The sequence below is a fragment of the Nonomuraea sp. NPDC004702 genome, assembly GCF_053601695.1.
This window is the reverse complement of the sequence record NZ_JBSGCE010000104.1, coordinates 1-20,843: the sequence shown is the minus strand read 5'-3', so window position 1 is coordinate 20,843 and position 20,843 is coordinate 1. Positions and strand designations below refer to the sequence as shown.

20 protein-coding genes are annotated in these 20,843 nt (G+C 71.6%); 9 read left to right on the top strand and 11 right to left on the bottom strand.

Annotation, left to right across the window (positions count from 1 at the left end):
- Nucleotides 1-122: 122 nt before the first annotated feature.
- Nucleotides 123-857, bottom strand: coding sequence for a YcnI family copper-binding membrane protein (locus tag ACWEJ6_RS50395; protein ID WP_452432642.1), 735 nt, complete (start codon nt 855-857; stop codon nt 123-125).
- Nucleotides 858-906: 49 nt separating this feature from the next.
- Nucleotides 907-1,443, bottom strand: a complete 537-nt coding sequence (locus tag ACWEJ6_RS50390) for an MFS transporter (RefSeq protein ID WP_452432640.1) — start codon at nt 1,441-1,443, stop codon at nt 907-909.
- A gap of 141 nt (nt 1,444-1,584) precedes the next feature.
- On the opposite strand from ACWEJ6_RS50390, the gene ACWEJ6_RS50385 reads away from it, so the two are divergent.
- Complete coding sequence (locus ACWEJ6_RS50385) at nt 1,585-2,067, top strand: hypothetical protein (protein WP_358292826.1); 483 nt, start codon at nt 1,585-1,587, stop codon at nt 2,065-2,067.
- On the opposite strand, the gene ACWEJ6_RS50380 is transcribed toward ACWEJ6_RS50385, so the two are convergent.
- Genes ACWEJ6_RS50380 through ACWEJ6_RS50370 form a run of 3 tightly spaced genes read right to left on the bottom strand, consistent with a single transcriptional unit; the run spans nt 2,061 to nt 4,283 of the window.
- Nucleotides 2,061-2,804: an ABC transporter ATP-binding protein gene (locus ACWEJ6_RS50380; RefSeq protein ID WP_452432638.1), complete on the bottom strand. Its 744-nt coding sequence runs from the start codon at nt 2,802-2,804 to the stop codon at nt 2,061-2,063. The genes ACWEJ6_RS50385 and ACWEJ6_RS50380 overlap by 7 nt on opposite strands.
- A 2-nt stretch (nt 2,805-2,806) precedes the next feature.
- A complete protein-coding gene (locus ACWEJ6_RS50375; RefSeq protein WP_387669736.1) occupies nt 2,807-3,595 on the bottom strand; it encodes an ABC transporter permease in 789 nt (262 codons plus the stop codon).
- The gene (locus ACWEJ6_RS50370) at nt 3,588-4,283 is read right to left on the bottom strand and encodes an ABC transporter permease (protein ID WP_452432636.1); all 696 of its coding nucleotides are present in this window, start codon (nt 4,281-4,283) and stop codon (nt 3,588-3,590) included. The genes ACWEJ6_RS50375 and ACWEJ6_RS50370 overlap by 8 nt, the downstream gene beginning before the upstream one ends.
- A gap of 439 nt (nt 4,284-4,722) precedes the next feature.
- On the opposite strand from ACWEJ6_RS50370, the gene ACWEJ6_RS50365 reads away from it, so the two are divergent.
- The 4 genes from ACWEJ6_RS50365 to ACWEJ6_RS50350 all read left to right on the top strand — a co-directional run bounded on the left by ACWEJ6_RS50365 (nt 4,723) and on the right by ACWEJ6_RS50350 (nt 8,898).
- Complete coding sequence (locus tag ACWEJ6_RS50365) at nt 4,723-5,697, top strand: alpha/beta hydrolase (protein WP_387669732.1); 975 nt, start codon at nt 4,723-4,725, stop codon at nt 5,695-5,697.
- 148 nt (nt 5,698-5,845) lie between these two features.
- The gene (locus ACWEJ6_RS50360) at nt 5,846-6,682 is read left to right on the top strand and encodes a siderophore-interacting protein (RefSeq protein ID WP_387669731.1); all 837 of its coding nucleotides are present in this window, start codon (nt 5,846-5,848) and stop codon (nt 6,680-6,682) included.
- Nucleotides 6,683-6,902: 220 nt separating this feature from the next.
- The gene (locus tag ACWEJ6_RS50355) at nt 6,903-8,471 is read left to right on the top strand and encodes a serine/threonine-protein kinase (protein ID WP_452432634.1); all 1,569 of its coding nucleotides are present in this window, start codon (nt 6,903-6,905) and stop codon (nt 8,469-8,471) included.
- Between the two features lie 73 nt (nt 8,472-8,544).
- Complete coding sequence (locus ACWEJ6_RS50350) at nt 8,545-8,898, top strand: hypothetical protein (protein ID WP_352351545.1); 354 nt, start codon at nt 8,545-8,547, stop codon at nt 8,896-8,898.
- Nucleotides 8,899-9,057: 159 nt separating this feature from the next.
- Here ACWEJ6_RS50350 and aceA read toward each other — a convergent pair whose 3' ends face one another.
- Complete coding sequence (gene aceA / locus ACWEJ6_RS50345; protein WP_352351543.1) at nt 9,058-10,344, bottom strand: isocitrate lyase; 1,287 nt, start codon at nt 10,342-10,344, stop codon at nt 9,058-9,060.
- Between the two features lie 267 nt (nt 10,345-10,611).
- On the opposite strand from aceA, the gene ACWEJ6_RS50340 reads away from it, so the two are divergent.
- Nucleotides 10,612-12,084, top strand: coding sequence for a helix-turn-helix domain-containing protein (locus tag ACWEJ6_RS50340; RefSeq protein WP_387669728.1), 1,473 nt, complete (start codon nt 10,612-10,614; stop codon nt 12,082-12,084).
- Nucleotides 12,085-12,118: 34 nt separating this feature from the next.
- Nucleotides 12,119-13,063: a glucosyl-3-phosphoglycerate synthase gene (locus ACWEJ6_RS50335; RefSeq protein ID WP_452432631.1), complete on the top strand. Its 945-nt coding sequence runs from the start codon at nt 12,119-12,121 to the stop codon at nt 13,061-13,063.
- Nucleotides 13,064-13,293: 230 nt separating this feature from the next.
- On the opposite strand, the gene ACWEJ6_RS50330 is transcribed toward ACWEJ6_RS50335, so the two are convergent.
- Entirely contained in the window at nt 13,294-13,866 is a 573-nt protein-coding gene (locus tag ACWEJ6_RS50330) for a TetR/AcrR family transcriptional regulator (RefSeq protein WP_358292797.1), read from the bottom strand.
- Between the two features lie 87 nt (nt 13,867-13,953).
- On the opposite strand from ACWEJ6_RS50330, the gene ACWEJ6_RS50325 reads away from it, so the two are divergent.
- Nucleotides 13,954-15,159 (top strand): MFS transporter, encoded by a 1,206-nt coding sequence (locus ACWEJ6_RS50325; protein WP_452432629.1) that lies wholly within the window; start codon nt 13,954-13,956, stop codon nt 15,157-15,159.
- Nucleotides 15,160-15,236: 77 nt separating this feature from the next.
- Here the strand turns inward: ACWEJ6_RS50325 and ACWEJ6_RS50320 are convergent, their stop codons facing one another.
- A complete protein-coding gene (locus ACWEJ6_RS50320; protein WP_452432627.1) occupies nt 15,237-16,508 on the bottom strand; it encodes an MlaD family protein in 1,272 nt (423 codons plus the stop codon).
- A 140-nt stretch (nt 16,509-16,648) separates the two neighbouring features.
- Here ACWEJ6_RS50320 and ACWEJ6_RS50315 point away from each other — a divergent pair, with 140 nt between their 5' ends.
- Nucleotides 16,649-17,857 (top strand): acyl-CoA dehydrogenase family protein, encoded by a 1,209-nt coding sequence (locus ACWEJ6_RS50315; RefSeq protein WP_358292788.1) that lies wholly within the window; start codon nt 16,649-16,651, stop codon nt 17,855-17,857.
- 104 nt (nt 17,858-17,961) lie between these two features.
- On the opposite strand, the gene atpE is transcribed toward ACWEJ6_RS50315, so the two are convergent.
- The 3 genes from atpE to ACWEJ6_RS50300 form a co-directional block, all read right to left on the bottom strand.
- Complete coding sequence (gene atpE / locus ACWEJ6_RS50310) at nt 17,962-18,195, bottom strand: ATP synthase F0 subunit C (protein ID WP_352329951.1); 234 nt, start codon at nt 18,193-18,195, stop codon at nt 17,962-17,964.
- A 206-nt stretch (nt 18,196-18,401) separates the two neighbouring features.
- A complete protein-coding gene (locus tag ACWEJ6_RS50305) occupies nt 18,402-19,973 on the bottom strand; it encodes a M28 family metallopeptidase (protein WP_452432625.1) in 1,572 nt (523 codons plus the stop codon).
- 153 nt (nt 19,974-20,126) lie between these two features.
- Nucleotides 20,127-20,843 (bottom strand): cation diffusion facilitator family transporter (locus tag ACWEJ6_RS50300; RefSeq protein WP_452432623.1); only part of this gene is annotated, 717 nt, incomplete at its 5' end.

The following is a 20,843-nucleotide window of genomic DNA, read 5'->3' as shown; positions in this document are numbered from 1 at the left end:
CGGCGGTCTGCGGGAGGTGCTGGCCAGGGCCCGGTTGCCGGCGGGGTTCGACCCGTCCAGGGACGCCGCGTCGCGAGGTCAGGGTCGCGAGGTCAGGGTCGCGAGGGTCAGGGGCGCGAGGGTCAGGCCGACCGGCGGCGCAGGCCCAGGGCGCCGACGACGACGCCGATGACGCCGACGACCAGCCCGGCGCCGCCCAGCAGGCGGGCCGTGCCGTCGGAGGAGGAGGCCGCGGAGGCCGCCACCGGCGCCACCGACGGGCCCGTGGCGGCGGCCGGCGCGGCCGAGGCCGACGCGCTCGCGGCGGAGTGGTGGTCGTCGTCGCCGGAGGCCGGGACGAGCTTCAGCGTGGGAACGGGGTGCTCGGCCTCGGTGCCGTCGGACTTGGGCGCGTCGGCCCAGTCGACCACCTCGCCGCCGGAGTAGGTCTGCTTCGTCGGGAACGTCAGCGAGTCGACGTCCTTGGGGAGCTGGCCCATGGACACCTCGAACTCCTGGAACTCACCCGGGTTGATCTTGCCGCCGGACCACACGACCGTGGTGACGGCCTCCTCCAGGTCGCCGTACTCCGTCTTGACCGGCTTGGGCAGCTTGCCCTCGGTGACCTTGACGTCCCAGCCCGGCACGGGCTTGACCGACACGAACGCCAGCGGATGGTCGGTGGGGAAGCTGACCTGGACCTTGGTCGTGGCGGCGTCGTCGCGCTCGTTGGGCACCCGGAAGGCGACCTTGGTGAACCCGCCCTGCTCGGCGGTGCCCGGGTTGATGGAGACGTGGGCCAGCGCGGGCAGCGCCAGGCCGGCGGTGAGGGCGGTGGCGGCGGCGAGCACGGTCGCCGCGCGACGGACGAAGGACATGGCGGAACTCCACTTCGGAAAATGACAGGGGTCTACGGGTGTCAGCAGGTCAGGCGGGAAGTGGAGGACCACGCCTGGCCACCCGGTGCCGGAACCCCGGCTGCGGGGGGACCACCCTGGTGTGCACGACCGGGACGCCCGGCCGCACCGCGGGCACGACCGCGAGCAGCGGCGGCACGAGCCGCAACCCCAGCCGGCGCAGCAGCGACCACAGCACGATCTCGCCGCGCGAGAGCCACCAGCCGGTCATCAAGGTCGCCGTGAGGTGCGCGAGCAGCATGCCCGCGTTGACGGCCAGGCCCTGGCCGTGGCCGTGCTCGAAGACGTAGGAGGACGGGCTGCCGCCCGCGAACAGCTCGTGCAGGCCGAACTGCGCCACACCCAGCACGACGTTGATCAGCGGCGCCGAGCGTTCCCTGCCGGACAGCGCCAGCCCCAGGCCGGACACCGCCACCAGGCCCATCGCCGCCGCCCACGGCCCCGGACGCCCGCCGCCGCCCGCCACGTGGGCGAGGGCAGCGAGGGTCACGCAGACGGCGGCGAAGGCGGCCGTCCGCGCGAGCCGGAGGGGAAGACGCGCACGCATGTGTGCCACATGGTCTCACGAGGCCCCGTCGCATGAGACCCCTAACTTCCGAGCGGGCTGATGCCTGGTCCGGAAATGGCATTTGTCGCTAGGGTCGTGCCGAGCGCGTTGACATTCGCGTTGACATTTGAGGTGAGAACGTTGCGGCACTTAGCAGGTTTGCTCATCGGCGTCGTGGTCACGGCGGCCGTCCTCGGGGGTGGCGGATGGGCCGTGCAGCAGGCCCTCGCCAGTGCGGCGATCACCCCGCCGCCGCCCGACAACCAGAAGATGTGGATCGCCCTCGGCGCCATGGCCGCGGTCGGGCTGGTCGTCGGCCTCGTCGTGGCCGGCCGGATCTCGCCGCTGGCCACGTTCGTGCCCTCGATGGTGCTGCTGGCCTGGACCGTCGTCTACGCCCTCGACACCGGCAGGGCGCTGTCCCTCATCCCCGACCAGGCGTCGGTCCACCAGATCGTCCTGGACGCCGGCGCGGGCGACAGGACCCTGCTCACCACGGGCGTGCTGGCCCTGCTGGGCGTGGTGCTGTTCATCCCCGTGCTGATGCCCTCCCGCTGGTCGCGCCCGCACGACGACCTCGACGACGACGACTACGAGACCACGCAGGAGGGCGGCTACTACTGAGTGCCGGTGTAGAGCCTGGTCACCACGTCCTCGATGGTGGCCTGCTCCGGCGCCGTGGCCATGAGCTCGGCGAGCGTCCCGTCGAAGGCCAGCCGGCCGTGGTCGATCAGCATGATCCGGCGGCACAGGCGCTCGATGTCGCCGAGGTCGTGCGTGGTCAGCAGCACGGTCGTGCCGCGTTCGGCGTTCTGCCGCTTCAGGAAGCCGCGGATGCTCGCCTTGCTGACCACGTCGAGGCCGATGGTCGGCTCGTCCAGCACCAGCACGTCCGGCGCGTGCAGCAGCGCCGCGGCCAGGTCGCCGCGCATGCGCTGCCCCAGGCTGAGCTGACGCACCGGGGTGCGCAGGAAGGAGCCGAGGTCGAGGGTCTCGGTCAGCTCGGCCAGCCGGATCCGGAAGGTTCCACGATCTACTTTGTAAAGGTGCCGGACCAGTTCGAAGCTGTCCTTGAGCGGCAGGTCCCACCACAGGGTCGTCCGCTGGCCGAACACCACGCCGATGCGCCGGGCGAGCGTGGTGCGCCGGCGCGAGGGGTCGAGCCCGGCCACCCGCACCGAGCCGGTGGTGGGGGTGAGGATGCCGCACAACATCTTGATCGTGGTGGACTTGCCCGCTCCGTTGGGCCCGAGGTAGCCGACGAACTCGCCGGCCGGCACGCTGAACGACAGGTCGCGTACGGCGTGCACGACAGCGCGCCTGACCTTGAACGAGCGTCCCGCTCCGCGCAGCTCGATCATCGTCAACTCCCCGTCGATCGGTAGTGCCTGATGCCCTGCCGCCAGGCCGCCGCGGCGGCCAGGGCGAGGACCAGCGCGGCGGCCGGTCCGAGGAAGCGCATGAACCCGGGCGTGCCGAACGGGTCGTCCCGGCCCAGGACGTAGAGGCCGGGCTGCCAGTTGACGAAGGCCAGGGGCAGCGCGTACGTGACGCCGCGGACCAGGTCGCGGGCGTAGATGCTGAGGGGGTACTGGCTGAGCTGGTGGGTGCCGTAGGTGAAGGTGTTGACCACCTCCGGGGCGTCGGTCAGCGCGAACTGCAGCGCGCCGGCGAGCGTCCAGAGCGCGGTGAAGATGACGACGCCGGTGACGATCATGACGGGGATCATCCAGGCCCGCCGCCAGTCGAGGCCGAGCGCGGCGACGGCGTAGGCCAGCACGGCCACGGCCTGGACGACGCGGCCGATCCTGGTGGGCGCGAAGCGGTCGGCGGCGATCTGGATCCAGGCGGCGGCCGGGCGGATGAGGATCGTGTCGAGCGTGCCGGCCTTGATGTGCTGGCTGATGCGGTCGAGGTTGCTGACGAAGGTGTCGCAGACGGTGAAGGAGACGGCGGAGGCGCCGTACAGGAACAGCACCTCCTCGCGGGTGAAGCCGGCCAGGGTGGTGGTGTTGGCGAAGACGACGAGGATGGCCGCGACGTCGATCGCGCCCGTGACCAGGCCGAACACGACCATCAGGGCGAAGGAGAGGCGGTAGGCGGCCGCGGCGCGGGTCCAGGTCCAGGCCAGCAGGAAGTACGTCCTAACCACCCTGGATCACCACCTTGTGGCGGACCGCGCGGGTGGCCAGCAGGCCGAGGGCGAACAGCGTCGCCGCCCAGAACGCCTGGAGGGCGAGCGTCTGCCCGACGGGGGCCTTGCCGAGGTAGAGGTCGGCGGGCGCCTGGACCATGGAGGCCCACGGCAGGGCTCTGACCACCTCGCCCAGCGGGCCGGGGAACAGGTGGAGGGGGAGCATCATGCCGCTGAAGAACGTCGTCAGGACCAGGGACACGACGGCCACGCCGCGGTCGTCGGCGAGCCAGCAGACCGACAGCGCGACGAGGTAGCGCCAGCCGAAGCTGATGAGCACGCCGACGAGGCAGCCGGTCAGGGCCGCCGCCCATGCGGCCGGGGAGGCGGGGGTGGTGATGCCGAACAGGGCCGCGCCGAGCAGCAGCGGCGGGAGGCTGCGCACCAGCAGCAGGTACGCGGCCCGGCCCAGGTCCTCGGCCAGCGACCAGAGCTGGAGCGAGGCGGGGCGGACCAGGTCGAGCGCGATGTCGCCGCTGCGGATGCGCTCGGGGATGGCCAGGCCGCCGCCGAACAGCATCATCGGGCCGATGAGGGCCTGGGTGACGAAGCAGTAGGTGACGGCGTCGGTGACGTCGTAGCCGGCCAGGCCGGGGCGGGCCTGCCACAGGGCGATGAGGACGTAGGCGCGCAGGACGCCGAACACGCTGTTGGTGAACGCGCCGGCGAGCGCGGCCCAGACGTAGACGGCGTGTTTGCGGAAGCCGTACCGGACGAGGCGGGCGTAGAGGGGAACGGTGGCTCACCTCCCGAGAGTGAGGACACGGTCACGCGCCGTGTCGGGGGTCGCGCACGGGTCCGCCTTGGCGGAAGCCTGGAATTATCCGCCGGTGGGTCAGCGGTCCGCAACGCGATAAACGAAGCGCACGGTGGCGGCGGGTTCGCCGAGGTCGAGGCCGGCTGGGGCGGCGAGGGCCAGGACCTGGCGTCCCGGCTTGATGCCGAGCTTGCGGGGAAGCGGAGTCCCCGAATATCCCGCCATATCCCCAGAGTCGCACAAGGCCGGAATATTCGCGTCAGGGACGAGATCCTTACTGGCCGGTAGAGCTCTGGCGTTCCGGGAAGAAAAGGGGTGGAGGACCGTCATGCGCATCAACAAGGACGTGGCACCCGACTACCCCTTGAGCTGGCAGGCCAGGGCCCTGACCTCGGTCATGTGGGGCACCCTGAAGCCCGCCTCCTCGGTGCTGATGCGTCATCCGCTGGCCCTGATCGGCGCGGCCCGCCTGGGCGAGCTGGCGCAGCTGATGCCGGTGCGCCTTCCCGAGCACGCCGTCGTCGCGCCCGCCGAGGGGCCGGACTGCGGCGGCGAGTGGGTCCGCGCCGGCCGGGTGGACGAGCGCAAGGCGCTGCTCTACTTCCACGGCGGCGGCTACTTCTCGTGCTCGCCGCGTACCCACCGGCCCATCACCTGGCGGCTGTCGGCCGTGGCCCGGCGGCCGGTGCTCGCGCTGGACTACCGGCAGGGGCCGGTGCACCCGCTGGCCGACTCCCTGGCCGACGCGCTGGACGCCTACGAGTGCCTGATGCGCAACGGGCACGCCCCCGAGGACATCGTCATCGCCGGGGACTCGGCGGGCGGGCACCTGACGCTGGCCACCCTGCTGGCGCTGCGCGACCGCGGCCTGCCGACGCCCGCCGCGGCGATCTGCCTGTCGCCGTGGGCGGACCTCACCGACATCCCGCGCCGCGCCAACCGCTGGCACGACCCCATGTTGCCGGCGGGCCGGGTGCGCTGGCTGGCCCGCCACTGGACCTGCGGGCTCGATCCGTGGGACCCGCTGGTCTCGCCGGTGCACGGCGACTTCACCGGCCTGCCGCCGCTGATGATCGTCACCGGTTCCACGGAGGTGCTGCGGGACGAGGCCCGCCGGGTGGCCGAGCGGGCCCGGGAGGCGGGGGTGCCGGTGCGGTACGAGGAGTGGCGGCGCATGCCGCACGCGTTCCCCATCCTGGCCGACGTGCTGCCGGAGGCGCGGCTGGCCTTCCGGCACATGTCGGCGTTCCTGGAGGCGGTCGCGGCCCGTGCGGCGCGGCGGGGGGATTCGGCGGCGGCCTGACTGGGCCTGCTGCGTCAGGGTAGCTTGAGCTGATATTTCACAGTTTGGGGTTGCGCGCGGAGGACGGCGTCGAGGCGTTGCGGTGGCCAGGCGCGTCAATCCCACTGTAAGGTTAGGTATACCTAACTAACATATGGGGGCTGAAGTGATGGCTGACAAGCCCACGGACCACCATCGGGGCGTCGTCCTGCGGACCGAGCGGCTCTCCCCGCACATGATCCGCATCGTGGTCGGCGGCGACGGCCTGCGTGACTTCGCCTGCCGCGGCCTCACCGACCATTACGTGAAACTCGTCTTCCCGCACGAGGGCGTGGACTACCCCGAGCCCTTCAGCGTCAAGCACGTGCGCGAGACCATGCCGCGCGAGCTCTGGCCGCGTCTGCGCACCTACACCGTGCGCGCCTGGGACCCCGACGCCCTTGAGCTGACCCTCGACTTCGTCCACCACGGCCACAAGGGCCTGGCCGGGCCGTGGGCCGCCGCGGCCCGGCCCGGTGACGTCGTGCTGATGCTGGGCCCCGGCGGCGGCTACGCGCCCGACCCCGGGGCCGCCTGGCACCTGCTGGTGGGCGACGAGAGCGCGCTGCCGGCCATCGCCGCCTCCCTGGAGGCGCTGCCCGACGGCGCCCTGGCCCATGTACTGCTGGAGGTGGACGGCCCCGGGGACGAGCTGAAGCTCGGCACGGCCGCCGACGCGCGGATCACCTGGCTGTACCGGGGCGCGCGGCCCGTCGGCCAGGCGCTGGTGGAGGCGGTGCGCGCGCTGGAGTTCCCCGAGGGGGACGTGCACGCGTTCGTCCACGGCGAGGCCGGTTTCGTCAAGGAGCTCCGCCGCCACCTGCGGCTGGAGCGGGGCGTGCCGATGGAGCGGCTGTCCATCTCCGGCTACTGGCGCATCGGCGTCGACGACGAGGGCTGGCGGGCGGTCAAGAACGACTGGAACCGCGAGGTCGAGGCCGACGAGGCCCGCGCCCTGGCCTCCTGACCCTCTTCCGGACGAAAGCTCGCCAACCACAGAAAGCCACTTCAGAACGTTCCATCCCAGCACTTACTAACCCTCCGGGCACGAACGCCTTACCTTCGATACCCCTTGCGCAAGACATGCGGAAAGGGCCCCCGGATGCCGCCACAGTGTGCCTTGCCGTGTCCCCCACAGGAGAGGCGAGACCCGGATGGCGCGTGGTGCGAGCGACATGCCTCCTGGCGTGCGACCGCTTACGGTGGGCGACCCGGTCGTCATCGGCCGGTACCTTCTCCTGGGCCGCCTGGGGACGGGCGGGATGGGAGTGGTGTACCTGGCCGAACACCCGCAAGGCGGCCTGGTCGCGCTCAAGACGCCGCACGCGGTACATCTCCACGATGCCACGTTGCGGGCGCGTTTCGCCGAGGAAGTGGCTTTCTCGCGGAGATTGGTGCCCTTCTGCACCGCCGCCGTCATCGAGGACGGCGTCGAGGACGGCCGTCCGTACCTGGTCACCGAGTACATCCCGGGGCCCGCGCTGTCCCAGGTGGTCAAGGCCGGGGGAGCGCTCACGCCCGACCTCGCCTACGGCGTGGCACTCGGCGTGGCCGCCGCGCTCGTCGCCGTGCACGAGGCCGGTCTGGTGCACCGCGACCTCAAGCCCGGCAACGTGCTGCTGTCGCCCGCAGGGCCGCGGGTCATCGACTTCGGCATCGCCTGCGACGTGGACACCCTCGCCGCCCACACCCAGGCCGGCCAGGTCATGGGCAGTCCCGGCTGGGTGGCGCCCGAGCGGCTGACCGGCGGCCCCGCCCTGCCCGCCTCGGACGTGTTCGCGTGGGGCTGCCTGGTGGCCTACGCCGCGAGCGGGCACCACCCGTTCGGCGGCGGCGAGGCGGACGTGCTGACCCGGCGCATCCTGTTCGACCCGCCGCGTCTGGACGGCGTGCCCGTCCTGCTGCGCCCGGCCGTGGAGGCGGCGCTGGCCAAGGACCCGGCGTCCCGTCCCGGTTCGGCCGGCCTGCTGCGGGCGCTGCTGGCGTCCGGGGGCGTGGGCGATCCGTGGGACCTGCGCCGGGCGGTCTCCGACGTGCTGGACGGGAGCTGGGCCGAGGTGCCCTGTCCGGCGGGCGGCGGGGCGGGCCACCCGGTCACATCGGCGGCGGAACCGGCCGGGTCCGAGCGCGGGAGCAGGCGCAGGAGCAGGGCGAAGGCCGGGGCGCACCTGTCGCACGCCAGCTTCGCCGCGCTGGCCACGGTCTCGATCGCGGCGATCACCGTGATCGCGGCCTCCGGCGGGGACGCCCTGAGCCTCGGCGGCGGCTCGCTGCTGCCCGAGACCGCGGTCGTACAGCCCCAGGACAGCGCCCGCCCGAGCGATCGGCCTGCGGCGACCCCCGACGGCGTCCGGCCGTCCGTCCACGCGGCGCCCCCGGCGAGCGCGGCGCCCACGGCGAGCGCGGCGAGCGCCGCCACGCCGGCGGTTTCCGGCACGCGTTTCCGCACGCCGGGCGGGCACGTCGCGAGCCTCACCTCCGAACCCGACCGGTGGTCCGACGACTTCCGCCGGTCCCGCCCGTCCCGGCCCGCCCGCCCGTCCGGCACGTCCGGGCCGGGCGATCTGGGTGATCCGGGCGGGGAGGAGGCCGGTCCGTGCGCCGGCCCGGCAGGTCGCCGCCGCGGGGGCGGGGGCCGCCGCGACTGCCCGCGGCCGTCGGGCTCGATCAGCACGATCCCCCAGGACGGCCCCGGCGAGTCGCCCGGCCCCACCGTCTCGGGCCCGGCCACCCCGACGGCCACCGGAGCGTCCTGACCGCGCATGCCTCATGATCGAGGTGAGCGGGGGAAGCGTGGTCCCCCTCCCGCACCCGAGAGCGAGGCCGTACATGAGCTACTACGACATCGAGGGCAACCCCATCAGCCCGGCGCGGGCGCAGGAGCTGCTGGCCGACCGCGCCCGGCGCACGATCGGCGACGACCGCGTCGGCACCGCCGCGGGAACGTTCCGCATCCGCACCCTGCATCTGGTGCTCGACCAGGCCGACGGCGGCACGGTGCCGCTGCTGTTCGAGTCGACCGTGCGCCTGTCGCCGCCCGGCGCCGATCCGGGGACGGGCGGCGAGGAGGTGCTCAGCCTGCACTGGTCCACCAGGCAGCAGGCCGAGGACGCGCACGCCCAGCTCGTCCGCGACATCACCGAGCGGCAGGACCTGCCGTCGTGGGCCCGGGAGGGCGGCTGATCACATGACGGGCATCGAGGACGGGAAAAAGAGGGGGCCGCGCCGGGCTGGGATCGAAAAGGCAGGAAAAAAGGGGCCGCGCCGGGCTGGGGGAGCCGGCGCGGCCCTTCGCCGGGGGAACCGTCCCATGCCCTGGAGGTGGCCGGCGAGCTCAGCAGATCAGTGGTGGAACTGCTCCTCCTCGGTGGAGCCCTTGAGCGCGGTCGTCGAGGAGTCGGGCGCGACGGCCGTGCTGACCAGGTCGAAGTAGCCGGTGCCGACCTCGCGCTGGTGCCTGGTCGCGGTGTATCCGCGCGACTCGGCGGCGAACTCGGCCTCCTGGAGCTCGACGTACGCCGTCATGCCGTCGGTGGCGTAACCCTGGGCGAGGTCGAACATCGAGTAGTTCAGCGAGTGGAACCCGGCCAGCGTGATGAACTGGAACTTGTATCCCATGTGCCCGAGCTCGCGCTGGAACTTGGCGATCGTGGAGTCGTCCAGATGCGCCTTCCAGTTGAACGACGGCGAGCAGTTGTAGGCGAGCATCTGGTCCGGGTAGCGGGCCTTGATCGCCTCGGCGAACTCGCGGGCCACGTCCAGGTCGGGCGTGCCGGTCTCCATCCACAGCAGGTCGGAGTAGGGGGCGTAGGCCAGGCCGCGGGCGATGCAGGAGTCCACGCCGTTGCGCACCCGGTAGAAGCCCTCGGCGGTGCGCTCGCCGGTGGTGAAGGCCTGGTCGCGCGGGTCCACGTCACTGGTCAGGAGCGTCGCGGCCTGTGCGTCGGTCCGCGCGACGATCAGTGAGGGGACGCCGCACACGTCGGCGGCCAGCCGCGCGGCGTTGAGCGTCTTGATGTGCTGGCCGGTCGGGATCAGCACCTTGCCGCCCAGGTGGCCGCACTTCTTCTCGGAGGCGAGCTGGTCCTCCCAGTGCACGCCCGCGGCGCCGGCCGCGATCATGCCCTTCATCAGCTCGAACGCGTTCAGCACGCCGCCGAACCCGGCCTCGGCGTCGGCCACGATCGGCGCCAGCCAGTGCGGCGCGTCCGGCACGCCCTCCGACCAGGTGATCTGGTCGGCGCGCAGCAGCGCGTTGTTGATGCGGCGCACGACGGCGGGCACGGAGTTGGCCGGGTAGAGGCTCTGGTCCGGGTAGGTCTGGCCGCCGAGGTTGGCGTCCGCGGCCACCTGCCAGCCGGACAGGTAGATCGCCTTCAGCCCGGCCTTCACCTGCTGGACGGCCTGGTTGCCGGTCAGCGCCCCGAGGGCGTTGACGTAGTCCTCGGTGTGCAACAGGTCCCACAGACGCTCGGCGCCGAGCCGGGCCAGCGTGTGCTCCTCCTGGACGCTTCCCCGCAACCGGATCACGTCCTGCGCGCTGTACGTGCGCTCGACGCCCGCCCAGCGAGGGTCGTTCTCCCACTTGTCCTGCAGCTGCTCCGCAGCTCCCTTGAGGCGATCGTTCATCGTTCGCTCCTTTGTCGTCCCCTGGGGCTCACGTCGATGATCTGCCCGGAGGCCGCGGGTCAATAGGCTCCAGAGCTGAGAAGAAGCGACAAAATTTCCAGGACGTGCATTACTCGTGGGTATTCAGATGAGAAGAAATCGCAAGTTTTCCTGTTGGCCTAGACCAATCCTCATCCCGAACCGCACAGGGCTCTCGCGTCCCGCTGCGACGCGCCCTGGATGCCCAAAGGCTAGAAAATGGGCCGAATTTCTGTCTAAGATGCCTGTATGGCGTCCCTGCTAGGCGAAGAACCGCTGTCTTTGACGCAGGAGCTCGATCTGATCGCGTTCGGCCAGCGTCTGCGCCACCTGCGCAAACAGCGCGGCCTCACCCTGTCGGACCTGGGCTCGCGCGTCAGCAGGGCGCCCAGCCAGCTGTCGCTGCTCGAGAACGGCAAGCGTGAGCCCAAGCTCTCGCTGCTCAAGTCCCTGGCGACCGCGCTGGGCGTCCCCGTCGAGGAGCTGCTGCGCCGCCAGCCGCCCAACCGGCGCGCCCAGCTGGAGATCGCGCTGGAGGAGGCGCAGCGCGACCCCATCTACGCCGGTCTCGGCCTGCCCCGGCTCAAGGTCTCCGCGCGCGTGCCCAACGACGTCCTGGAACACCTGCTCGGCCTGTACGGCGAGCTGCGCGCCCGGCAGGCCCGCGGCACCGCCACCCCCGAGGAGGCCAGGGCCGCCAACGCCGAGCTGCGGCGCAGGCAGCGCGAGGTGGGCAACTACTTCCCCGACATCGAGAAGGCCGCGGCCGAGGCCCTCGACGCCGTCGGCTACCGCACCGGCGCCCTGTCCCAGAGCACGATCCAGGGCCTGGTCACGCACTTCGGCTACACCGTCCACACCGCCCAGGACCTGCCGCGTTCGGTGCGTTCCATCACCGACCTGCGTAACCGGCGCATCTACGTCAAACACGAGCAGCTCGGCATGCACACCCCGCGCACAATCCTGCTCCAGACGCTCGGGCACCTCGCGCTCGGCCACGGCAAACCGCGCGACTTCGCCGACTTCCTGCGCCAGCGCACCGAGGCCAACTACTTCGCCGCCGCCGTGCTCGTGCCCGAACGGGCCGCCGCCGTCTACCTCCAGGAGGCCAAGGCGGCGCGGGCGCTGTCGGTGGAGGACCTGCGGGACGTGTTCGCCGTCTCCTACGAGATGGCCGCCCACCGCTTCACCAACCTGGCCACCCACCACCTGGGCCTCGTCTGCCACTTCGTGCGCAACGACGCCGGCGGCACCATCTACAAGGCGTACGAGAACGACGGCATCGTCTTCCCCGCCGACGAGCAGGGGGCCATCGAGGGGCAACGGATGTGCCTGCAGTGGTCGGGGCGGCAGGTGTTCGCCTCGCCCGACCGGTTCTCGGTGTTCTACCAGTATTCCGACTCGCCCACCGGCACCTATTTCTGCGTCGCGCACGTCGATCCCTCGCGGGAACGGGACTTCGCGATCACGCTGGGGGTGCCGTACCGGGAGTCGCGGTGGTTCCGGGGCCGGGAAACCACCAACCGCACCAAGTCGAGCTGCCCCAACGGCGACTGCTGCCGCCGTCCGCCCGCTGAGCTGGCCGAACGCTGGGAGGGCTACGCCTGGCCGTCCGCGCGGGCCAACTCGCACATTCTGGCCGCCCTGCCGCCCGGGTCGTTCCCGGGTGTGGACGAGGCGGACGTCTATACCTTCCTGGAGCGTCACGCGACCCTCGCATAAGCTGACAAGCGGGGGAACGGGGGAGGTGTCGCACATGCTGCCTGATGTGCGGAAATGGTGGCATCGCCGAACGTCGTGCGCCGCGGACTGGCCGCTGCGCGACCTCGTGGCGGCCAAGGGGGGCACCACGGTGAGCGTGGTCCTGCCGGCCCGCGACGAACGGGAGACCGTGGGGGAGATCGTCCAGGTGATCCGGCGTGAGCTGGACGGCCTGGTGGACGAGCTCGTCGTCATCGACTCGTGCTCGGCCGACGACACCGCGCGCGTGGCGGCGCGGGCCGGGGCCGCCGTGCACGCCCAGCGCGACATCCTGCCCGAGCTCGCACCGCTGGAGGGCAAGGGCGAGGCCCTGTGGAAGTCGCTGGCGGTCACCTCCGGCGACGTGGTGGCCTTCGCCGACGCCGACATCAGGCACTTCCGCGCCTCGCTGGTCGCCGGGGTGCTCGGGCCGCTGCTCACCGATCCCACCGTCGCCTACGCCAAGGGCTGTTACGACCGTCCGCTGAACGGCGCGCCCAACGGCGGCGGCCGCGTCACCGAGCTGGTCGCCCGCCCGCTGATCAACCTGCACTGGCCAGAGCTGGCCGGTTTCGTGCAACCCCTCGCCGGGGAGTACGCCGGCCGCCGCTCGGCCCTGGAACGCGTGCCGTTCTTGACCGGGTACGGGGTGGAGCTCGGCCTGCTCATCGACCTGCTGGACCTGGCCGGGCTGGACGGCCTGGCCCAGGTGGACCTGGGCTCGCGCGAGCACGCCCCGCAGTCGACGGAGGCGCTCGGGGGGATGGCGGCCCAGATCATGCTGGCCGCGTGGTCGCGGCTGCGGCGCCAGGGGAAGATCGAGGCCCGTCATGCGCCGGGGGTGGAGCTGGCGCAGTTCCGGCGGTGCGAGGGCGGCCACGACGTCCTGACCCGCCAGGTCGCCATCGGCGAACGCCCCCCGATGCTCACCCTGCCCCGCCGCACCCCACCGCCTCCGTGAGGCCCACGTCGCACACGGCGTGCCTCCCGTAACGCCATCGGCCCGCCGACGCGGCCGGCTCAGCCGCCCCTGGCCTGCCTTCGGGGATGACGCGCCGCCGCCCCCCCGGCCCCCCTTAGGGGCGGTTCCGTCGCACTTGGCTTGTCCTTAGGGTGGGCCCGGGATGGCTGGTTTGCCGTACCTGCTCCTTGACCGGCCTGCGGCGTCAGCGGGCGGGCACCCGTGAGGCGCTACTTGAGGGCCGCTGTCACGAAGGCGCTGATCTGGTCGCGGATGGCGTCGTGGTCGTCGGCGTCGTCGCCCAGCATGATCCGCCCGAGCTGCGGCATCATCGACGGGAACAGCGCGAGCCCGGTCAGCATGAACAGCGTGCGCGCCGTCGCCTTCGACGGCTCCTCGCCGCGCCCCTCGGCCAGCGAGGCCGCCTTGCGCGCACACCGCTCGACCCTGGCCTCCTGGCCGGGCAGCAGCTCCTGGCCGCGGTAGTTGAGCGCCTCCCACATGAGCAGCCGGACCAGGTCGGGATGGCGCCGGTAGTAGTCGGTCAGCCGGGCCACGTAGTCGACGGGGTCGGCGCCGGGCAGGGCGATCTGCGACGTCAGGTCGTCGAGCGCCTCGTTGATGACGGCGTCGAACAACTTCTCCTTGTTGCCGAAATGCCCGTAGATGCGCTCTTTGTTGACGCCCGCGCGCTCCGCGATGCGATCCACGCGCGCCCCCGCCACGCCGTACGCGGCGAACTCCTCGCGGGCGGCTTCGAGCAGGGCGGCCCGGGTGGCGGCGGTCGAGACCTTGGGTGACATGCCACCATTCTGCCACCAACAACTAGTTGGTTGAAAACCAACTAACCAGTTGACGTCCAACTGGTTGGTTGGCTACCGTCCTCTCCCATGGCACTCACGCTTCCCCGTACGGCGGCCGCTCCGGCAGTCCGTACCGATTACGCCCGCTTCGGCCGCACCCTGTTGGCGTTCACCCTCACCGCGGTCCTGTGCAGCGGCCAGTTGTACATCGTGATCCCCCTGCTGCACGACATGGCGACCGGCTGGCACGCCTCACCCGGCGGCCTGACCTGGCTGGTCACCGCGTTCGGCGCCGGCTACGGCATCGGGTTCCTGGTGTTCGGCCCCCTTTCCGACCGGTACGGCCGCCGCCGCCTGCTGATGGCCGGCCTGCCGCTTGCCGCGTTGACCAGCGCGTTGGTGGCGTTGAGCCCGAACGTCGAGGTGGCCCTGGTGTTGCGTGCCCTGCAGGGGGTGGCCGTGGCGATGTTCCCGCCCGCCGGCATGGCCTACCTGGCCGAACGGCTAGAGCCGCGGCGCCGTGTGATCGCCATCGCCGCGGTGACCGGCGCTTTCCTGGCCTCGGCCGTGTTGTTGCAGGTCGCCGCACAGGTGCTGGTCGAGACGATCGGCTGGCGGGGGCTGTTCCTGCTGTCGGCCGCCGGTTTCGCCCTCGCCGGGCTCGGCCTGCGCGCCGTCATGCTGCCCGACCTGCCGCGCGAGGCGGCCGGGTCGCTGCTGTCGGCCTACCGCGCGGTGCCCGGCCTGCTGTTCGACCGGGTGCTCGCGCTGCGTTACGTGGCGACGGTCATGTTGATGGCCGGGTTCGTCGCCGTCTACACCGGGTTGCAGATCTACGGCGGCACGTCCGCCGCCGACCTGCTCACGTTGCGCGCCTCCGGGCTGCCCTCGATCGTGTTGATGCCGGTGCTCATGCCGTGGCTGGCCCGGATCCCCACCACGGCCAGGGCCGCCGCGTTCCTGGCCGTGGGCGCGCTCGCCCTGGCGGCCGTCGCGTTCAGCGGGGCCGGCGCCCTCGGCCTGGTGCTCCTGCTGGCCGTCTACGTCGCCGCCATCACCGGCGGCCTGCCCAGCATGAACGAGGCCATCTCCGCCCAGGCCGGCCCGGCCCGCGGCACGGCGCTCGCGCTGTTCTCCTTCGCCCTCGCCGTCGGCGGCAGCGTCGGCCCGCAGCTCGCGGCCGCCTTCGGCGGGTTCACGCCGCTGGTGTACGGCCTGGCGATCGGCATGGGCGTGGCCGCCCTGGCCGTCCTCGCCTCCGCCCACCGCTCCACCCGTACCGCCGCCCGCTGACCCGCCCCGACCTGTCCCTCCAGGCCCCCACCGGACGCCGACCCGGCGCCTGATGGGGGCCGGTCTGCGTGAGGCGGTCAGCGGATCGTGACGAGCCCGCCGAGCGACAGGTCGGGGCGGTCGACCCGCACATCGGGCAGCAGCCACGACGTGTCGATCGCCACCGTGTCGTTGAGCGCCCGTGCCAGGGGGTTGAGCGCGCCGAGCACCGACTCGCAGCCGCCGTCCATGGAATGGGCCAGCGAGCACAACCACATCGCGACGTCGTCGGTCTGGCCGTTGAGGTTGAACCGGGCCCGGAACGTCGCGCTCACGGGGTCGTAGGCGTTGTTCGCGTTGTTCAGGGCGAGCGGCGCGGTGTCGAGGAACGTGCCGATGGACGCGCGCTGACGTACCAGCAGGGTGGTGAGGTGGGCGAGATCGCGGGTGTTGGCGGCGATCTCACCCCTGTTGTCCTCGACGAAGTCGGCGACCTGTGTGAGCGTGGAGGACAGCTGGCCCAGCACCGCGCGCAGCTCCTCGCGCTCGCCGTCGAGCTGCGCCGACACGCCCGCCAGGTCCTTCATGAACGCCCGGATCCGCGCGTCGTCGCGGGCCATCGCCCCGGTGATCGTGGCCAGGTCGCGGACGGTCTGAGCCAGGTCGTCGCCGTCGCCGGCCAGCACGGAGGCCGCGTCGGACAGGCCCCGCACGGTGGCCCCCACCGTCTCGCCCTGCCCGCCGAACGTGTCCGCCGAGACCCGCAACAACCGCGCCAGCGCCCCCCGCTCCTCCGCCGCCACACCATCCGCCCCCGGCCGAGGCGAACCGGGCCGCGGGGAGTCGGACTGAGGGGAATCGGCCTGAGGGGAATCGGACCGGGGGGAGCCGGGCCGTGGAGAACCGGGCTGAGGGGAATCGGGCTGAGGCGGATCGGGTTCGGGTGAGACCGGTGGGGCGAGGGCTGCGGCGAGTTGGTCGTAGCCGCGTAACGCCTCGTCGATTTCGACCGTCGAGCGGGTCCGGCCCAGCGTGCCGCCGTCCTGGAGCACGGGCCCGCCCCGGTACGGCGGCGTCAGCTGCACGAACCGGTCGGCGATCAGCGACCGTGCCACGATGACCGCCTGTGCGGCGGCCGGGACCTTGCGCCCGGCGTCGAGCGCCAGCTCCACCCGGACCTGCGCGCCCGCCGGGCTGACCGCGGTGACCCGTCCGACCCGCACCCCGAGGACCCGCACGTCGGACCCCGGATAAAGCCCCACGGCGGCGTCGAAGTAGGCGACGGCACGGACGCCCGCGACCGGCCTGAGCAGCAGATACGCCGCCCCCAGCGCGAGGACGACGAGAAGTGCGGCGAGCCGGCGGTCCATCGGCCTTCCTCGATCGACATGGGCGTACGGTGACCAGAACATTACCGTGAGTCGCCCGACGGTCGCACCTTCCGGCCGAGCCCTACTCGCCGGTAGGGTGTTACCGACGGTAACAATGGAACGGCCAGGGAGTGGACACGATGACCGGGTTCTGTCCGGAGCTCAGTGACGACGTGATCGAGGTGCGTGACTGGGTCCACGCGTTCGCCCGCGACGTGATCCGCCCCGCGGGCGCCGAATGGGACGAACGCGAGCAGACCCCCTGGCCCGTGATCCAGGAGGCGGCCAAGATCGGCCTGTACTCACTGGACTTCTTCGCCACCCAATGGTTCGAGCAGAGCGGCCTGGCCCTGCCGGTGGCGTTCGAGGAGATCTTCTGGGGGGACGCCGGCATCGGCCTGTCCATCGTCGGCACCGGCCTCGCCGCCGCCGCGCTGTCCGCGAACGGCACCCCGGAGCAGCTGGGGGAGTGGCTGCCGCAGATGTTCGGCACGGAGAACGACGTCAAGCTGGGCGCCTTCTGCGCCTCCGAGCCCGACGCCGGCTCCGACATCGGCGCCATCCGCACCCGCGCCGTGCACGACAACGGCGACTGGGTGCTGAACGGCGTCAAGACCTGGGCCACGAACGGCGGCATCGCCGACGTGCACGTGGTCGTCGCCTCGGTGGACCCGTCCCTGGGCACCCGCGGGCAGGCCAGCTTCGTCGTCCCGCCCGGCACGCCGGGCCTGTCGATGGGGCAGAAGTTCCGCAAGCACGGCATCCGCGCCTCGCACACCGCCGAGGTGATCCTTGAGGACGTGCGCGTGCCGGGCTCGTGCCTGCTGGGCGGCAAGGAGAAGCTGGACGCCCGCCTGGCCAGGGTCCGCAACGGCGAACGCGCCGGCGAGCAGGCCGCGATGCGCACGTTCGAGACCACCCGCCCGTCGGTCGCCGCGATGGCCGTCGGCATCGCCCGCGCGGGCTTCGAGTACGCCAGGGACTACGCCCGCGAACGCGAGCAGTTCGGTCGCAGGATCGGCGACAACCAGGCGATCGCGTTCCTGCTCGCCGACATGGCGACCCGCGTCGACGTGGCCCGCCTGCTGACCTGGCGCGCCGCCTGGATGGCCCGCAACGGCAGGCCGTTCGAGCAGGCCGAGGGCTCGATGTCGAAGCTGGTGGCGGGCGAGACGGCGGTGTGGGTGACCGAACAGGCGATCCAGATCCTCGGCGGCGCCGGCTACACCCGGGAACATCCGGTGGAACGTTTCCACCGCGACGCCAAGATTTATACGATTTTCGAGGGCACGAGCGAGATTCAACGGCTCATCATCGGCCGCGCGGTAACCGGCCTGCCCGTGCGCTGAGGAACGTCCGCTGAGGAATGGTCGTGGGGGTGGCGTGACTCCGGGGCGGTCATCGCCACCCATCTTCAGCTCGAATTCGCCATTCGCGTCGCGGAGCGCGGCGATTACTTGAGGAACTGGAAGATGAACGGCGCCACCAGCCCGATCAGGGCCAGCGCCTCGGTGAGGACGAAACCGAGCAGGATGTTCTGGCGGATCAGCGGATACGCCTCAGGCTGGCGGGCGATGGCCTGCACGCCCTGGCCGAAGATGATGCCGACGCCCACGCCGGGGCCGATCGCGGCCAGACCGTAACCGATGGCGGTGATGTTGCCGGAGACTTGAGCGAGTACGTGCATTGCGCCGCCTTTCTGGCGTCCGGTGAAGCAGTGAATCGCTGGTCTGCTTGCATTCCAACCCGGGGACGCGAGAAAGAAAATATGGCGTTTCTCCAATTTCTCCGCAAAATGCTCGTTGATCAGCGTACTGGACAAATCGATCTACATGTAGAACGCGTGAGCGGATCCTTCCGTGCGCCCGGCGCGGGCGCACGGAAGGGCCGGGGTCAGCGGGTCTCCCTGCCTTCGATGGTCGCCTTGAGGGGGCTTGTGGCGGTCCGGGTCTTGGCGGCCGGCCGGGCGGCGTCGGGGCCGGGCAGGTCGCGGCTGTAGGCGTAGACGACGGCCGCCGTGGCGACCGCGCCGGTGTTCAGCGCGAGCGCCTTGTCGTTGATGTTGGCGATGGTGTCGCAGGCCTGGTGGTAGCAGGGGTCGTAGGGCTGTCCGGCGGTGCCGCCGAAGATCGCGGCCTCCTCGGGCGTCTTGATGCCCTCGGCGCCGGTGAACACGCCGCCGGAGGGGATGCCGGCCTCGATGAACGGGCCGTAGTCGGAGCGGCCGTCGAAGTCGGTGCCGTTGTGTCCCTGGTGCAGCAGGTCGAAGTACTTCTCGTAGAGCTTCTCGATCTCGTCGGAGCCGGGCGGGCCCGCGGGGGCGCCGACGCCGTCGGAGTCGTCGCCGTCGTAGATCTTGAAGGCGTAGTTGGTGGAGCCGAGCATGTCGTAGTCGAGGAAGAGCTTGATCTTGGACAGCTCGGCCGCGGGAAGGGTCTCCACGTAGTGGATCGAGCCGAGCAGGCCCAGCTCCTCGGCGCTCCACCAGGCGAAGCGCAGCCGGTTGCGGGTCGGGATCTTGCCCAGGGCCTCGGCGACGGCGAGCGTGGCGGCGGTGCCGGAGCCGTCGTCGTTGATGCCGGGCCCGGCCGGGACGGAGTCGAGGTGGGCGCCGGACATGACCACCTTGTTCGGGTCGCCCCACTTGGAGTCGGCGATGACGTTGTAGGTGGTGCGCATCTCGCTGACGGTGTCGGTCTTGATGTGGATGACGCCGCCGGTCGTGGCCAGTTCCTGGCCGACGTCGAAGCTGGTGCCCAGCACGGGGATGGTGACGGGCGTGCCGAGGTTCCCGCGCAGGGTCGCGGTGCGGCCCGGCTGGCCCTCGTTGAAGACGATCACCGCCACGGCCCCCGCGGCCTTGGCGTTGTTCGCCTTGACCACGAAGTCGCAGGTGCCGCGCTGGAGCAGCGCGATGTTGCCGGGCGTGAACCCGGCGAAGTCGGCCGCCTCGCACCCGGAGTTGGACGTGCTGGGCGTCGGGCCGGGCGGCAGGACGAGGTCCACGTTCTGCAGCGACGCGGTGACCTCGCCGGACCCGGAGTACGTCATGGTGGCGAACTCGCCGACGGAGGAGCCGTCGGGCGGCGTCGGGGTGAAGACGCGCGGGCTGGGGGAGAGGCGCTCCATCAGCGCCGTGGACTTCTCCTGGAAGTAGGCGATGTCGAACGGCTGGAGGGTGACGTTGTAACCGGCCTTCTTGAGCTTGGCCGCGACATAGTCGCGCGAGGCCAGGTGGCCGCTGGTGCCGGCGGCGCGGTTGCCGTTGTTGGCGTCGGCGATGCTCTGTAACGCCTGCAGGTGTTTCTTCACCGCCGGCGCGGTGACCGAGTCGATCAGCTTCTTCTCGGCCGGGGCAGGCGTGGGGTCCGCCTGCGCCGCGGTCGGAAGGAGAGCCAGAGGCAGGGACAGTGCCGCGGCCGTCGCAAGGACGCGGAAGGTGCCTCTGCGCAGGGTGATGCGCATATGAGCTCCTTGAACTGTGATGAAACAGGTGTCTTTCCCGATTCAGCGGCCCAGGAGAATACATAAGCCGACAAATCCACCCGTGGGAAGAATTTGAGTCGTCCAATGTTGGACAAGTGCATCGTGGGGACGGCAGGGCCGGTGCGCCGCCCGCTACCAGCCCAGTTCGTCGCAGCCCTGGTGGTCGACCGGCTCCACCTGCAACGTGGCGTGCGCGATGTGGTGGCGCTGCCGCAGCACGTCGCGGGCCCGGTCCAGGACGGCGTGGTTGTCGCCCGGCTCGGCGGTGACCAGGTGCGCGGTGGCCACGTTCATGCCGGAGGTGAGCGTCCACAGGTGCAGGTCGTGCACGTCGCGCACGCCGTCGATGGCGGCCAGGTCGGCCGCCACGGCGGCCGCGTCGATGCCCTCGGGCACGTGCTGGCCGAGCACCGCGAACACCTGCCGGCCGAGCGAGATCGCGCGGACGGCCACGAACACCCCGATGGCCAGCGCGACGACGGTGTCCCAGAACGCCTGCCCGGTGGCGGCCACCAGCCAGCCGGCCACGATGACGCCGACCGAGCCGGCGGTGTCGGCCACGACCTCCAGGTAGGCGCCCTTGACGTTGAGGCTCTCGCTCGCGCCCGAGCGCAGCAGGAGCAGGGCCGCGAGGTTCACCACGAGGCCGATGGCGCCGACGACGAGCATCGGGCCGGAGGAGACCTCGGCGTTCCCGCCGATGCGGCCGATCGCCTCGATCACGACGTACAGGGCGACGCCGAGCATCAGCACGACGGCCAGCAGCGAGGCGAACACCTCGGCCCGGTAGGAGCCGTAGCTGCGCCGGCCGGTGGTGTCGGGGCGAGCGGCGATCCTGGTGGCGACCAG

Bases quoted from the DNA above. Each gene is read 5' to 3' on its own strand.
- ACWEJ6_RS50395 (WP_452432642.1), bottom strand. From the start codon at position 857: ATGTCCTTCGTCCGTCGCGCGGCGACCGTGCTCGCCGCCGCCACCGCC.
- ACWEJ6_RS50380 (WP_452432638.1), bottom strand. From the start codon at position 2,804: ATGATCGAGCTGCGCGGAGCGGGACGCTCGTTCAAGGTCAGGCGCGCT.
- ACWEJ6_RS50315 (WP_358292788.1), top strand. From the start codon at position 16,649: ATGACCGGGTTCTGTCCGGAGCTCAGTGACGACGTGATCGAGGTGCGT.
- ACWEJ6_RS50335 (WP_452432631.1), top strand. From the start codon at position 12,119: ATGCTGCCTGATGTGCGGAAATGGTGGCATCGCCGAACGTCGTGCGCC.
- ACWEJ6_RS50360 (WP_387669731.1), top strand. From the start codon at position 5,846: ATGGCTGACAAGCCCACGGACCACCATCGGGGCGTCGTCCTGCGGACC.
- ACWEJ6_RS50390 (WP_452432640.1), bottom strand. From the start codon at position 1,443: ATGCGTGCGCGTCTTCCCCTCCGGCTCGCGCGGACGGCCGCCTTCGCC.
- ACWEJ6_RS50350 (WP_352351545.1), top strand. From the start codon at position 8,545: ATGAGCTACTACGACATCGAGGGCAACCCCATCAGCCCGGCGCGGGCG.
- ACWEJ6_RS50340 (WP_387669728.1), top strand. From the start codon at position 10,612: ATGGCGTCCCTGCTAGGCGAAGAACCGCTGTCTTTGACGCAGGAGCTC.
- atpE (WP_352329951.1), bottom strand. From the start codon at position 18,195: ATGCACGTACTCGCTCAAGTCTCCGGCAACATCACCGCCATCGGTTAC.
- ACWEJ6_RS50365 (WP_387669732.1), top strand. From the start codon at position 4,723: ATGCGCATCAACAAGGACGTGGCACCCGACTACCCCTTGAGCTGGCAG.
- ACWEJ6_RS50320 (WP_452432627.1), bottom strand. From the start codon at position 16,508: ATGGACCGCCGGCTCGCCGCACTTCTCGTCGTCCTCGCGCTGGGGGCG.
- ACWEJ6_RS50305 (WP_452432625.1), bottom strand. From the start codon at position 19,973: ATGCGCATCACCCTGCGCAGAGGCACCTTCCGCGTCCTTGCGACGGCC.
- aceA (WP_352351543.1), bottom strand. From the start codon at position 10,344: ATGAACGATCGCCTCAAGGGAGCTGCGGAGCAGCTGCAGGACAAGTGG.
- ACWEJ6_RS50330 (WP_358292797.1), bottom strand. From the start codon at position 13,866: ATGTCACCCAAGGTCTCGACCGCCGCCACCCGGGCCGCCCTGCTCGAA.
- ACWEJ6_RS50325 (WP_452432629.1), top strand. From the start codon at position 13,954: ATGGCACTCACGCTTCCCCGTACGGCGGCCGCTCCGGCAGTCCGTACC.